This window comes from Streptacidiphilus sp. MAP12-33 (genome assembly GCF_041261265.1).
Lineage (GTDB): Bacteria > Actinomycetota > Actinomycetes > Streptomycetales > Streptomycetaceae > Streptacidiphilus.
This window is the reverse complement of record NZ_JBGCCA010000043.1, coordinates 1-12,966: the sequence shown is the minus strand read 5'-3', so window position 1 is coordinate 12,966 and position 12,966 is coordinate 1. Positions and strand designations below refer to the sequence as shown.

The following is a 12,966-nucleotide window of genomic DNA, read 5'->3' as shown; positions in this document are numbered from 1 at the left end:
TCACCCGAACGGGCTCCGGTCGCGGCGTCCGAGGCCCCGGCCTAGCGTTGACCTGTTCGTAGGCACAGGGCCTGTGGGGAGGTCAGCATGGAGCGATCACCGGACCCGACCGGCACGCGTCCCTTGCCGGACGCCTCGTCCGATCCACGGTCCCGGGCCGGGGCAGCCCGTACGGCGGGCGGCGGACTGCACGAACACCGGTGGTGGATCCTCGCCGTGATCGGCATCGCGCAGCTGATGGTGGTGCTGGACGCGACGATCGTGAACATCGCGCTGCCCTCGGCCCAGAAGGACCTGGGGTTCTCCGACGGCAACCGGCAGTGGATCGTCACCGCCTACGCACTGTCCTTCGGCAGCCTGCTGCTGCTCGGCGGCCGGGTCGCGGACCTGGTGGGCCGCAAGGCGGTCTTCATCGTCGGGTTGATCGGGTTCGCCGGCGCCTCGGCGCTGGGCGGCGCGGCGACCGGCTTCGGCATGCTGGTCGCCGCGCGGGCGTTGCAGGGCGGTTTCGGCGCGCTGCTCGCGCCCGCCGCGCTCTCGCTGCTGACCACGACGTTCCAGGACGCGAGCGAACGCGCCAAGGCGTTCGGCATCTACGGCGCGATCGCCGGCGCGGGCGGCGCTGTCGGACTGCTGCTCGGCGGCGTACTGACGCAGTACCTCAACTGGCGCTACTGCCTGTACGTGAACCTGCTCTTCGCGGCCGTCGCCATCTTCGGCGGCGCCCGGCTGCTGCACGGCGGACGTCCCGCGGAACGCCCACGCCTGGACGTGCCCGGCACGGTGCTGGCCTGCGTCGGCCTGTTCTGCATCGTGTACGGCTTCAGCAACGCCGAGACGCACGCCTGGAGCCAGGTGCAGACGTGGGGCTTCCTCGTCGTCGGCGCGGTGCTGCTGGCCGCGTTCGCGTGGTGGCAGACCCGGGCCAGGCATCCGCTGCTGCCGCTGCGGGTGGTCCTGGACCGCGACCGCAGCGCCTCGTTCGCCGCGATGTTCCTGGCCGGCGCCGGCATGTTCGGCGTCTTCCTGTTCCTGACCTACTACCTCCAGCAGATCCTCGGCTACAGCCCGGTCACCACCGGGGTGGCCTTCCTGCCGATGGTCGTCTGCATGGTGATCTCGTCGGTGACCGCCACCAACGTGCTGCTGCCCCGGCTCGGCGCGAAGGTGCTGGTGCCCGGCGGCATGGGACTGGCGGGCATCGGCATGGTGTGGCTCACCGCCCTGGGCCTGCACAGCGGTTACGTCGCTCACGTGCTCGGGCCGCTGCTGGTCATGGGCCTGGGCATGGGCCTCGTCTTCGCCTGCGCGATGAACCTGGCCACCGCCGGTATCGCCCCCAGGGACGCGGGCGTGGGCTCGGCCATGGTCAACACCAGCCAGCAGGTGGGCGGCTCCATCGGCACCGCGTTGCTCAACACCCTCGCGACGACCGCCGCCGCCAACTACCTGGTGGGCCGACAGCCCACGTCCGAGGCCAAGGCGCAGGCCGCGATCGAGAGTTACTCCACCGCCTACTGGTGGTCCGCCGCCTTCTTCGCCCTCGGTCTCGTGGTCACGGCCCTCCTCTACCGCCCTGGCCCTCCGGCCGCCCACGACAGCGACCAGCCCGCCGCCCACCTGTGAGGAAGCGATGTTCGACACGCGACGCGCCCGCCGCAAGGCCAACCACGCCTTCGAGGACGGCCAGGGGGTTACCCGGTACCGCATGCAGCAGAAGGCCGTGTCGATCGGCGACGACTACTGGATCGACGACGAGGACGGGAACCACCTCTACAAGGTCGACGGCAAGGTCCTGCGCGTCCGGCGGACCTACGCGATCGAGGACCGGGAGGGCCACCGGGTGGCCACGGTCCACAGCCGCCCGATGCGCGTGAAGGACTCGATGGAGATCGAGGACGCCGACGGCCACCGTGTCGCGCTGGTCAAGAAGGCCCTGGTGGGCCCGGTCCGGGACCGCTGGCGGATCAAGCAGGAGGACGGCCCCGAGCTGGCCGTGCACGGCAACATCGTCGACCACGAGTACACGATCGAGCGAGACGGCTTCAAGGTCGCCGAGGTCTCCAAGAAGTGGTTCCGGCTTCGTGACACCTACGGCGTGCACATCGGCCCCGACGCCGACCACGCCACGGTGCTGGCGGCCGCGATCGCCATCGACGCGATGGCGCACCCGGGGGACTGAGGAGGCAGGCGCGGGGTGGCGGCCGGATACTTGATCCATGGCACGGACATCTGCGGACAAACCTTCGAAGCTGACCGTGAAGGGCCGAGAGGTCCGACTTCGAACCATCGGGGTCGGAATCCTGGCCGTCCTCGCGGTCTGGTTCATCGCGGCGAACACGGCCTCCGTCTCGGTCAAACTGTGGGTCTCGACGGTCTCGCTGCCGCTGTGGCTCGTGCTCGCCGTCACCCTGGCCGTCGGCCTGGTGATCGGCGTCTTCGTCGCCCGGCGCCTGGCGGCCCGCAAACCACGCTGAACCGCGGCGGTCCCGGGGTCTGCTCCCAGGACCGCCGCGGAGTTCGTTACGCGGTGGCCCTGGGCAGGGTCCACTGCTGGTCGGGATCGGTGCCGCCGGCGCAGTCCTGGATCACGGCCTGGGTGCCGGCCCCGCCCACCGCGGGGTCGGTGAGGCAACGGCCCGACTGCGGGTTGAGGAGCGTGCCGTCCGCCTGCGGGACCCAGTTCTGGGCTCCCGTGCCGTTGCAGGCGTAGAGGTCGACGCCGGTGCCGTTCGTCGTGCCTCCGCCGGAGACGTCGAGGCACTTGCCCATCGACCGCACGGTGCTGCCGAAGCCGACGGTCCAGCTCTGCGCCACGCTGCCGTTGCAGCCGTAGACCTGCACGGGCGTGTTGTCGAGGAACGCCCCGTTGCGCACGTCCAGGCACAGGCCCTGGGTGGCGACGGTGGCCTGGCCGACGGCGGTCGCCGGGGTGGCCGGGGAGCCCGCGAAGGCGGCCTGCATGCGCGGCAGCAGGTCCACGAGGTCGTGGTCCCAACAGCTGTAGTCGTGCTGGCCGTCGCAGGAGCCCCAGCCGGCCCCGCCGCCGTAGTCGACGAAGTACGGGTGCTGGCCGGCGTTCGCCAGGGCGGCGGCGAAGTGCTGCGACTCGCTCTCCAGCCAGAACTCGGCCGTCGTCGGGACGCTGCGGCCGTTGCCGACGTAGATCGAGACGTTCATCCCGGCGAAGGCGGAGGCGTGCTCGGTCGGGTCGGCGGCGTTCCACAGCGAGTCGTTGTAGGGGGGCGTGACCAGCGAGAACGGGTACGGGGTCCCGTACATCGCGTCGGTGTTGGAGACGCTGGGCTGGTAGGGGTCGTCGACCGGCTGGCAGTAGCTCCACTTCTGCACGCCGCCGGTCAGCAGGCTGACCAGCGGGGCGAAGACCTGGGTCTTCTGGTTGGTCATGGAGGCGATCATGACCTCGCGGAAGATCATCTCGTTGGCGGAGATGTCGTCCTCACCGGACAGGGTGGCGACCTGGCTGAACAGGTCCGGGTGCAGCTGCGCTAGGTGCAGGGCGCCGAAGCCGCCCATGGAGATCCCGGCGATGCCCCGGTGGGCCCTGTCCGCGAGGGTGCGCAGGTTGGCGTCGATGAACGGGATGACCTGGTCGATCTCGAAGTTCTCCCAGTTCTGGGCCCCGGCCTCGGTGTTCTGCATGAGCCAGTTGGTGTACCAGCCGCGCGCGCCGCCGTCGGGCATGACGATGATCATCCCGGAGTTGTTCTTGATCCCGTCGAACCCGGGTACCCGGTCGGCGTCGAAGTAGTCACAGGGGTCGCCGGGGGAGCCGTTGAGCAGGTAGAGCACGGGGTAGCGCTTGCCGGGGTCACTGTTGTAGTCCGAGGGCAGCACGATCCGGATGTGGTGTCCCACGGTGCCGGGCGCGTTGGCGACCTGGGCGGTGGTCACGGTGATCCGGAAGTCCGTGGCCGTGTTGCCGGGGATGCCGGGGTTGTTCACCAGCGAGGGGTCGCTGACCTGGGTGAGCCCGAAGCCGTCGGCCAGGGGCGGCGGACCGGTCGGGTCGGCGGCGGAGGCCGCGGAGGCCGCGGAGGCGGCGGTGGCGGCGGTGGCCGCGGTGGAGCCGACGAGCGTGCCCGTGACGGCGGCGAACGCGGTCACGAGGGCGGCCACGGCGGTGGCGAGCCGGAGTTTCACGAGGTCCTCCCGGACGACGTTGGGTGAGGGTGGTTGCGGTGGACGTGCGTGGTGCGGCTCGTGGGTGATGCGGGTTCAGTTCTCGATCACCGGCGGGTTCGCGCGCGGTGGGGTGTCCCAGGTGTCGGGGTCCGTGACCGGCGCGTACCGGGTCCGGCTGCGGCGGCCGCGCGAGCCGCTCGTCCCGGACCCGGCGGACGGCCGCAGGCCCTCGCCGGCCTGCGCGGCCGGGCCGGGCTCCGGTTCACCCGCGGGGGCCTCCGCACGGCCGGTTTCCGGGACGGAGGCGACGGCGGTGGGGGAGACGTCGGAGGCGCCCGCGCCGATCCAGGCCGTCGGGCCGGGGGCCTGCGCCGGAGCCGCGCCGAGCCCCTGCGCGCCGCCCGGCACGCCCCCGCCCGCGCCGAGGTCGGCCGCCCCGGCCCGCAGGTGGCCGTAGCCGAGCAGCGAGGCGTGCGCCGTGGTGGGCGGCGGCGGGGGTGGCGGCCACGGCCCGTGGCCGTGCTCCTGCGCGGGCGGCGTGGGCAGATGGTCCAGCCGCGCGGTCGCGTCGTTGTAGGAGACGCCGAGCCGCTCCATGACCACGACGGCCTGCTGCCGCGCCTGCTCCGGCGCGGACAGTTGGGCGCCGTCGGCGGCCAGGGCGTGCGCGAGCCCGTGCTTGGCCGCGTCGGTCTTGAACTGCCAGTCCGTGCTCTGGGTGGTGACCGCCCGCACGACGCTGTCGAGCAGGCTCGGATCGGCGGGCATGTCGGCGCGGGCCTGTGCCAGCGCGTGCGCGACGCCTTCGGTCGCCCGGGCCGCGCTCGCGGCGTGGGCCGCTCCGCCGACCAGGCTGCTGTGCAGGGTCTCGGCCTGGACGCGGAAGGCGTCGGCGGAGGAGCCGGTCCAGTGTTCGAGCAGGTTGTCGGCGTGGGTGGTGAGTTGCGCCGCGGTGTCCTGCAACTCGTCGTGCAGGTGCTGCCAGTGGTCGGCCACGGCCTGGACGGCGGCGGGATCGGCGGTGTCGATCATCGCCCGCAGCGCCGCGACGGTGGGCACGGCCTCGAAGTCGGTGGTGTAGGTCCCCGCCCGGTGGTGTCCGCCCCGGTTGGCCCGCAGGACGTCGTTCCACAGCCGTCCGGCCAGGTTCGCGGTGTCCAGGGTCTTAAGGGTCGCGTCGCCGAGCTCCGCGACCACGGCCTCGACGGTGCCGACGGCGTCCGCGACCAGCTCGCCGGGCGTCAGGGAGTCGTCGCTCACGCCTGCCTCCTGAAGTCCGCGGCGGTCTCCTGCTCCTGGTCCACGTAGCCGCGGTGGACGTACCCGGTCCGGTCGGTGACCTCCTGGAGCATCTCCCGGAGGGTGTCGACCATGGTCTTGAGCGCGCCCTGCATCCGGACGTGGGCGTCGTGCAGGCTGTCGGCCTCCAGGAAGTCCGCGGAGCCGAGCTGCGCGCGGCTCAGGCCCGTCCGGTAGGCGGCGATCTGGCTCTTGCCGTCCATCGCGTCGGTCATGCCCTGGAGCCGCAACACGGCTTCCCTCAGAAAGTCGACGTCGACCTGGTACCCGCTCAATCTCTCTCCTCCTTCGCCGCCAAGGGTGTGTGCGGTCACGGTGGTGGGCCGCCGGATCGCGGCGGTCACGGGAGCCGGCCCAGGGCCGTGGCGATCAGCAGCAGCGCCGCGGCCGCGGCTGCGGCCACGAGGCATCCGCACGCCAGATCCAGGGGCCACCGGCCGGCCTCGACATGTCCCTCGGGCGCGATCCCGCGGTGGTCCCGGTGGTAGTGCCGGACCAACTCCTCCTCGCCGAGGGCACGGCTGAGCCACGGCGTGCGGAAGTCGCACTCCCCGCACCAGTAGCGGCACGCCATCTCTCCCCCTGCGCTCGGCCTCCGGGCCTTCCCGGGGCCGATCATGCGGTCGCAGGTCGATCGGTCACCAGTTCACGGACCGGTCACTGGTGACCGGTCGTCACGGTAGGCTCTGCACACGCACTTACCAGGTAGTAAGGAGAGGTTCGTGGTCGGGCCGGGAGCGTCCCTGAAGAGCCTGCGCACCCAGGCGGGACTGACACAGGAGGAGCTGGCCACGCGCTCCGGTGTCAGTGTCAGCACGATCCGCAGACTCGAGAACGGCCGGCTGAAGGACCACCAGATGGCGACCGTGCGGCTGCTGGCCGCCACGCTCGGCGTCTCGCCGGAGGGACTCATCCCCGGGACCGACGCCTCCACGCCGGCGGCTGCCGTCGCGGAACCGACGCCCGCCGCTCAGGATGCTTCGCCCGCCGTTCCGGATCCTTCGCCCGCCGTTCGGGAACCCGTGGGCGCCGCCCCGACCGGTGGGCCCTCGCCGGCCTGGGCCCCGTTCAAGCTCCACGGCGCGCTCGCGGACGCGGCGGGCACGCTGGAACGGGAGACCCGCCGCCGCTGGCGGCGCGAGGAGGACCACCGCCGCCTGCACGACCCCTTCGCCCTGCCGGTGCGCTGGCGGCAGGCGAGCCCCGAACTGCTGGACCACTGGGACAACATCCGGCGGCTCGGACCGGAGGTCGCGCCCGACGTGCTGGACCTGGCCGGGGGCCTGGCGGAGGTGGCCGAGGTCTACCGGCGCATACCCTCGGGCCGCCTGGTGGTCCTCGGGCGGGCCGGAGCGGGCAAGTCCGTGCTGGCCCTGCGCCTGGTCCTGGACCTGATGGAGAGCGGATTCCCGCGCGTGCCGGTACTGATCAGCCTCGGCGCCTGGTCCCCGGACCGCGCCTCCCTCGCGGACTGGCTCACCGACCAGCTCCTGCGCGACCACCCCTACCTCGCGCACAAGAGCCCCGACGGCTCCGGCTCGCTCGCCGAGGCCCTGGTCCACTCCGACGCCGTGCTGCCGGTCCTCGACGGCTTCGACGAGATCGCCGCGGGACTGCGCGAGGCCGCGTTGCGTGAGCTCAACGCGACCTCCACCCCGCTGATCCTCACCAGCAGGGTCAAGGAGCTCGCGGAGGCCGTTCGCACCACGGGCGCGCCCCTGAGCTGGGCCGCCGGAATCGAACTGGACGACCTCACCCCCGACGACGTCGCGCGGTACCTGCCGCGTACCGTGCGCACCGTCACTGCCGCCGTGGCTGCCGAGTCGTCGGCGGCCCGCGCGCCGGGGCCGACCCGATGGGAGGTTGTCCTCGACGCCCTTCAGGACGGGCGGACGGCGTCCGGCAGCCGCCTCGCGGAGGTCCTCAGCACACCGCTGATGATCACGCTGGCCCGCACCATGTACAGCGAGTCGTCCGATCGCGACCCGGCCGAACTCCTCGACGCGGCGCGCTTCCCGACCTGTCACGCCCTCGAGGAGCACCTGCTGGCCGGGTTCGTGCCGGCCCTGTACCGCCCGCAGGCCCCCGAACGCGCCCCCGCCGGCGCGCGCCGCCGCGACTCCCCGGGCCCCGACCGTGCCCAACGCTGGTTCGGCCTGCTCTCCCACGGGCTCACCACTGCCGAGCACAACCGCCACGACCTCGCCTGGTGGCGGTTGCAGGATGCACTCCCGCGCGGCGTCCGGCTGCTCGCGGTCATGCTCACCGCCACCGTCTGCGTCTCCGCCTCGACCTGGCTGCTCGGTGCCCTGGCCCCGATGCGCCCGGCCGAGGTCCTGCTGCTCGGCCTGCTTCTCGGGCCCGTGGCGGGCTTGGCCTTCGGCAGCGCCCACTGCCTCACCGTCGCCTTCGGCGGTCCGAAGACCTACGAACCCGCGCGCGCCGTTCTCCGGCTCCCCGGTACGCGACGGGGCGCCGGGCACCCACCCCTGCGCAGCGTCCTGCCGCGGCTGGTCGCCGTGTTGCTGAGCGGCTTCGTGATGGGCGTCGGCTGCGCCGTCGCGATGAACACCGAACGCAGCATCGTCTACCACTTCTCCCTCACCGCGCCGCTCGCGATGGAGGCGCTGTTCGTGAACATGCTGGTGTTCGGACTGGTCTTCGGCCTGGCCGGGGCGCTCGCCTTCGGTCTCGTCGCCGCCCTGGAGGTGCCGCTGGACGTCTCCACCGCCGCCAGCCCGGCCACCCTCCTCGCCGAGAACCGGACCGCCGTCCGCCGCCAAGTCCTGGTCCTCGCGCCCTTGCTGACGCTGACCATCGCGCTGGTGGGGCAGCTGGTGGTCGACCTGCTCCAGGGCACGGTCGGTCCGCTCGTGTGGGGCCTGACCGGTGGACTCGTGGTCGGCGCCATCGGCGGGGTCGGCGGCGCGCTGGCCTACGCGCTGGCCTTCACGGCCTGGGGGCAGTGGCTGGTCCTGGTGCGGCTGTGGCTCCCGCTGACCGGCCGGCTTCCCTTCGACGTCATGGCCTTCCTCGACGACGCCCACCGCCGCGGCGTGCTGCGCCAGGCCGGCGCGGTCTACCAGTTCCGCCACCAGCGTCTCCAGCACCACCTGGCCCGCACCCACCGCGAGTCCTCGACCCGTTACACCAGGGCCCGGCTCTGACCGTTACGTTCGGACAGTGCCCCGGACGCACCCGGGAGGATGTCGTGCCCGAACCCGTCGTGCTCGCCGTGGACCAGGATCCGGCCGACGCGGGGGTCGGTCCGGCTGGGGCACGTGCGAGCTCCCGTCAGAGGTGTCCGAGGAGGCCCCGTCGGTCGACGGCGCGTCGTGGGTCGGATGCCCGTCCCGGCCGGAAGGGATGCGTCCCTCCTCCGTTCGGGCGACAAGGACGCGGTGAGCGGCTCGCCTCACTACCAGGACAGCCCCCGGGTCGTATTTTCGGACCGGCCGGGCGGTGGCATCCGATCCACCGTCACCGCACGGAACCTCCGGAACGGGACCCCACCGAATGGACTGGCTGCGCAGCAACCTCTTCCAGCCGTACCCCGAGCTGCTGGTCTTTCTCACCGTCGCCGTCGGGTTCCTGCTCGGCCGGGTCAGGATCCGCGGCTTCTCGGTCGGCGCGGTCACCGGCTGCCTCGTCGCCGGACTGGTCATCGGCTCGCAGGCGAAGATCGAGATCAGTGGCCCGATCCGCTCGGTGTTCTTTCTGATGTTCCTCTTCGCGCTGGGCTACGACGTGGGGCCGAGGTTCTTCCGTTCCCTGCGCAAGGACGCCTTCCCACAGGTCCTGTTGACCCTGGTGGTCTGCGTCTCCGGCCTGGCCGCCTGCTGGGGAGCCGCCTCGCTGCTGGGCTACGGGCCCGGGTTGTCCGCCGGGCTGCTCGGCGGGGCGCTGACCCAGTCCGCCGTGATCGGTGTGGCCGCCGGAGCCATCGCGCACCTGCCCCATCTGACACCCGCGGCCGCGCAGGACCAGTCCCATCTCGTCGCGGTCGCCTACGCCGTGACCTACCCACTGGGAACCGTGCTGCCCGCCCTGCTGCTCGCCAACCTGCTGCCCCGGCTGCTGCACCGCGATCTGGCCGCCGACAGCGCCCTACTGGCCGCCGACCTGGACATGCCGGCGGACGAGGACGACCCGGACGCCGGCCGGGGCTACTACCAGCACGTGCTGCGCGCCTACGACATCGACGTCGCCGCGTTCGCCGGGCGGACCATCGGCGAGTTCGAGCAGCAGCAGCGCGACCTCGACCGCCGGATCTACATCACCAGGGTCCGCCGTGACGGCGAGATCCTGGACCACCACCGCACCACCGTGCTGCGCCTCGGCGACACCGTCGCGGTCAGCGCGGTCCGCGCCGACCTGGTCGCCTTCGACGCGCGCACCCACATCGGCATGGAGGCCGACGACCTGGGGCTGCTCGGCTTCCGTACCGAGACCCTGCACGTGGTCGTCACCGGACACCACGCCGACGGTGCGACCGTCGACAGCCTGCGGCGCGAGGACGTCATGTCCGGCGTCTTCATCGAGTCGCACCACCGGGCCGGAGCCGAGCTGCGGATGAGCCGGGCCAACCGCGTCGAGCGCGGCGACACCCTGGTCCTGTCCGGCCGCGGGGACCTGGTGGAACGGGCGGCGGCCCATCTTGGCCGGGCCGTCCCGACCAGCTTCGCCACCGACGTGGCCTGGATGGCCGGCGGGCTGTTCGTCGGTGGCTGTCTCGGCATTCCGGCGCTGACCGAGGGCGGGGCGCCGCTGTCGCTCTCGACCTCGACCGGGGTGCTGCTGACCGGCCTGACCTTCGGCTACATCCGCAGCCGCCGCCCCACCTACGGCAACCTCCCCTCGGCGGCGCAGTGGCTGCTCGGGACCCTCGGCCTGTGCATGTTCATCACCATCGTCGGCCTGAACGCCGGGCCCAGCTTCGTGAGCGGCCTGTCCCAGGCGGGCTGGCAGCTGCTGGTCCTCGGCGCCGCGGCGACGGTCGTGCCGCTCCTGGTCGGCTTCTGCTTCGGCCACTACGTCCAGCGGCTGCCGATGCCGCTGCTGCTGGGTGCGCTGGCCGGAGCACAGACCACAACGGCGGCGATCGGCGCCCTCAACGAACGTGCCCGCAGCCAACTCCCCTCCCTCGGCTGCACCGTCCCGTACGCACTCGGCAACGTCCTGCTCACGCTGTGGGGTTCGGCCATCGTCCTGCTGACCGCCTGATAATTTCAGGTTGCGCGGTTCGTTCCGCTCCCCTCACGCCGAACTCTCTGTCACGATGGGACCAGTGACGGCCCGTCGGGAGGTGGGAGCCGTGAGTGGGAGTCGTGGCGCGCCCGGCATCGGCGCACCGACCGTGCTGCGCATGATCCTCGGCCGGCGGTTGCAGGAACGCCGTCAGCAGGCCGGCGTCTCCCTCGACGAGGCGGCCAAGGCGCTGCACGTCACCCCGTTGACCGTGCGGCGGTTGGAGAAGGCCGAGGTCGCCCTCAAACCCCTGTACGTGGAACTGCTGTTGGGAAAGTACGGCGCCGACCGCCAGGAGATCGACGAGTTCGTCTCCCTCGCCGAGCGCGCCAACGAGCCCGGCTGGTGGCACGCCTACCGTGACGTCGTGCCGAGCTGGTTCTCGGCCTACGTCAGCCTCGAGTCCGACGCCGCCCTGCTGCGCACCTACGAACCGCACTACGTGACCGGCCTGCTCCAGACCCACGGCTACGCGCGCTGCGTGCTGCGCGGTGGGTTCCCAGGCGACACCGAGGACGAGCTGCGCCGCCGGGTGGACCTGAGGCTGCGGCGCCAGAGCCTGCTGGACAAGCCGGACGCCCCGATCCTCTGGGTCGTCATGGAGGAGGCCGTGCTGCACCGCGCCGTGGGCAGTGACGCGGTGATGCGGGACCAGATCGACATGCTGCTCGCGGCCATGGAGCGGGACCACATCAGTATCGACATCGTCCCCTTCGCCGCGGGCGCGCACGTCGGTGCCTGCGCGCCGTTCACCTACTTCCGTTTCCACGAGCCGGAACTGCCGGACATCGTCTACAGCGAGATCCTCTCCGCCTCGGTCTACCTCGACCAGCGTCCCGACGTCGTCGCCCACCTGGAGGCGCACAGCCGGATGGCGCTGCTCACCTCGTCGGCCGAGAGCAAGGCCCTGCTGAACCGACTGCGCAAGGAGTACGCATGACCACCACCGAACACGACGCCGCCGGCGCCAGACGGATCCGGAGCGGGATGCCCGCCGGCGACCTCGGCGAGCAGGGCTGGGAGCGTCCCTGGAGCGGCCCCAACGGCGGCCAGTGCGTGGAGACCAAGCGCCTGACCGACGGCCGCGTCGCGCTGCGGCAGTCCACCGATCCGACCGGTCCCGCCCTGGTCTACACGCGCGAGGAGATCACCGCCTTCATCGAGGGCGTCAAGGCCGGGCTCGCGGACCATCTGACGTCGGGCTGACACCGCGCAGGCCGGGTGGCGCACCGCACGAGGACGCAGGACGCAGGACACGAAGGGGACCCATGAGCGACACCCGTGCCGGGCGGGGCATCGACACCACCAGGCCGCACTCCGCCCGCATGTACGACTACTACCTGGGCGGGAAGGACCACTTCACGGTCGACGCGGACGCCGCGGAGCGGGTCGCGACGGTCTTCCCGAGCGTCTTCGTCAGCGCCCGCGAGAACCGGGCGTTCATGCACCGGGCCACCCGGGTCCTGGCCCGCGAGTACGGCATCCGCCAGTGGCTGGACATCGGCACCGGCATCCCGACCGAGCCGAACCTGCACCAGGTCGCGCAGGCCGTGGTCCCCTCCGCGCGCGTGGTGTACGCCGACAACGACCCGCTGGTGCTCAAGTACGCCGAGCGGCTGATGCGCAGCTCGGCCCAGGGGCGCACCACCTACCTCGAGGCCGACGTCAACGACCCCGAGTCGCTGCTGTCGCACCCGCACCTGGCCGAGGTCCTCGACCTGGGCCGGCCCGTCGCGCTGTCGCTCAACGCCCTGCTGCACTTCGTCACGGACGCGCAGGACCCCCACCGCATCGTGCGGGTCCTGCTGGACGCGCTGCCGTCCGGCAGCGCCCTCGCGATCAGCCACTCCACGACCGACTTCGACCCGGACACCTGGGCGAAGGTCACCGAGATCTACACCGGCGCCGGGACACCGGTCCGGTTCCGGTCCCGGAGCGAGGTGGCCGCCTTCTTCGACGGCCTGGAACTGCTGGAACCGGGCGTCGCCGTCGGCCATCGCTGGCGCCCGGACGCCGAGGTGGTGACCGCCGAGCCCCCGACCGACGCGGACGTCAGCCTCTGGGTCGGCGTCGGCGTCAAGCCCTGAACGATCGAGGAGCCGTGATGGAGAGGCCGTCGCTGCCCGGCGCTCGCGGGGCGGAGCAGGTCGCGGGCGCGGCCGCCGCCGCGGCCGCCGACCCGGTCTGGCCGGGGAATGGGTGGGACCACCCCGCGCGGGGGTTGCCCGGGGGCCCCGGGCGGCCGGCCCACGGGGGGGGGGTCCCGGGGGGGGC

Annotated in this window: 12 protein-coding genes; 8 read left to right on the top strand and 4 right to left on the bottom strand. The window is 72.4% G+C overall.

From position 1 onward, the window contains the following. Positions 1-87: 87 nt before the first annotated feature. Genes ABH931_RS33520 through ABH931_RS33510 form a run of 3 tightly spaced genes read left to right on the top strand, consistent with a single transcriptional unit; the run spans position 88 to position 2,477 of the window. A complete protein-coding gene (locus ABH931_RS33520; RefSeq protein WP_370121963.1) occupies positions 88-1,626 on the top strand; it encodes an MFS transporter in 1,539 nt (512 codons plus the stop codon). Between the two features lie 7 nt (positions 1,627-1,633). After that, complete coding sequence (locus tag ABH931_RS33515; protein WP_370121960.1) at positions 1,634-2,182, top strand: LURP-one-related/scramblase family protein; 549 nt, start codon at positions 1,634-1,636, stop codon at positions 2,180-2,182. A 37-nt stretch (positions 2,183-2,219) separates the two neighbouring features. After that, the gene (locus ABH931_RS33510) at positions 2,220-2,477 is read left to right on the top strand and encodes a LapA family protein (protein ID WP_370121957.1); all 258 of its coding nucleotides are present in this window, start codon (positions 2,220-2,222) and stop codon (positions 2,475-2,477) included. A 46-nt stretch (positions 2,478-2,523) separates the two neighbouring features. Here the strand turns inward: ABH931_RS33510 and ABH931_RS33505 are convergent, their stop codons facing one another. The 4 genes from ABH931_RS33505 to ABH931_RS33490 form a co-directional block, all read right to left on the bottom strand. Beyond that, positions 2,524-4,164, bottom strand: a complete 1,641-nt coding sequence (locus tag ABH931_RS33505; protein ID WP_370121954.1) for an alpha/beta hydrolase-fold protein — start codon at positions 4,162-4,164, stop codon at positions 2,524-2,526. Positions 4,165-4,239: 75 nt separating this feature from the next. After that, positions 4,240-5,406, bottom strand: a complete 1,167-nt coding sequence (locus ABH931_RS33500) for a WXG100 family type VII secretion target (RefSeq protein WP_370121952.1) — start codon at positions 5,404-5,406, stop codon at positions 4,240-4,242. Next, the gene (locus tag ABH931_RS33495) at positions 5,403-5,720 is read right to left on the bottom strand and encodes a hypothetical protein (RefSeq protein ID WP_370121949.1); all 318 of its coding nucleotides are present in this window, start codon (positions 5,718-5,720) and stop codon (positions 5,403-5,405) included. Before ABH931_RS33495 ends, ABH931_RS33500 begins: the two co-directional genes overlap by 4 nt. A 65-nt stretch (positions 5,721-5,785) precedes the next feature. Continuing rightward, complete coding sequence (locus ABH931_RS33490) at positions 5,786-6,019, bottom strand: hypothetical protein (protein WP_370121946.1); 234 nt, start codon at positions 6,017-6,019, stop codon at positions 5,786-5,788. Positions 6,020-6,167: 148 nt separating this feature from the next. On the opposite strand from ABH931_RS33490, the gene ABH931_RS33485 reads away from it, so the two are divergent. From ABH931_RS33485 to ABH931_RS33465, 5 genes are all read left to right on the top strand, one after another. Beyond that, entirely contained in the window at positions 6,168-8,612 is a 2,445-nt protein-coding gene (locus ABH931_RS33485) for a helix-turn-helix domain-containing protein (protein ID WP_370121943.1), read from the top strand. A gap of 349 nt (positions 8,613-8,961) precedes the next feature. Further along, a complete protein-coding gene (locus ABH931_RS33480) occupies positions 8,962-10,668 on the top strand; it encodes an aspartate:alanine exchanger family transporter (protein WP_370121940.1) in 1,707 nt (568 codons plus the stop codon). A 55-nt stretch (positions 10,669-10,723) separates the two neighbouring features. Then, positions 10,724-11,632, top strand: coding sequence for a helix-turn-helix domain-containing protein (locus ABH931_RS33475; RefSeq protein WP_370121937.1), 909 nt, complete (start codon positions 10,724-10,726; stop codon positions 11,630-11,632). Beyond that, the gene (locus ABH931_RS33470) at positions 11,629-11,898 is read left to right on the top strand and encodes a DUF397 domain-containing protein (RefSeq protein WP_370121935.1); all 270 of its coding nucleotides are present in this window, start codon (positions 11,629-11,631) and stop codon (positions 11,896-11,898) included. The genes ABH931_RS33475 and ABH931_RS33470 overlap by 4 nt, the downstream gene beginning before the upstream one ends. Positions 11,899-11,960: 62 nt before the next feature. Further along, on the top strand, positions 11,961-12,779 hold the full coding sequence (locus tag ABH931_RS33465; RefSeq protein WP_370121932.1) for an SAM-dependent methyltransferase: 819 nt from the start codon (positions 11,961-11,963) through the stop codon (positions 12,777-12,779). Positions 12,780-12,966: the final 187 nt, after the last annotated feature.

Bases quoted from the DNA above. Each gene is read 5' to 3' on its own strand.
- ABH931_RS33520 (WP_370121963.1), top strand. From the start codon at position 88: ATGGAGCGATCACCGGACCCGACCGGCACGCGTCCCTTGCCGGACGCC.
- ABH931_RS33515 (WP_370121960.1), top strand. From the start codon at position 1,634: ATGTTCGACACGCGACGCGCCCGCCGCAAGGCCAACCACGCCTTCGAG.
- ABH931_RS33510 (WP_370121957.1), top strand. From the start codon at position 2,220: ATGGCACGGACATCTGCGGACAAACCTTCGAAGCTGACCGTGAAGGGC.
- ABH931_RS33490 (WP_370121946.1), bottom strand. From the start codon at position 6,019: ATGGCGTGCCGCTACTGGTGCGGGGAGTGCGACTTCCGCACGCCGTGG.
- ABH931_RS33480 (WP_370121940.1), top strand. From the start codon at position 8,962: ATGGACTGGCTGCGCAGCAACCTCTTCCAGCCGTACCCCGAGCTGCTG.
- ABH931_RS33475 (WP_370121937.1), top strand. From the start codon at position 10,724: ATGGGACCAGTGACGGCCCGTCGGGAGGTGGGAGCCGTGAGTGGGAGT.
- ABH931_RS33470 (WP_370121935.1), top strand. From the start codon at position 11,629: ATGACCACCACCGAACACGACGCCGCCGGCGCCAGACGGATCCGGAGC.
- ABH931_RS33465 (WP_370121932.1), top strand. From the start codon at position 11,961: ATGAGCGACACCCGTGCCGGGCGGGGCATCGACACCACCAGGCCGCAC.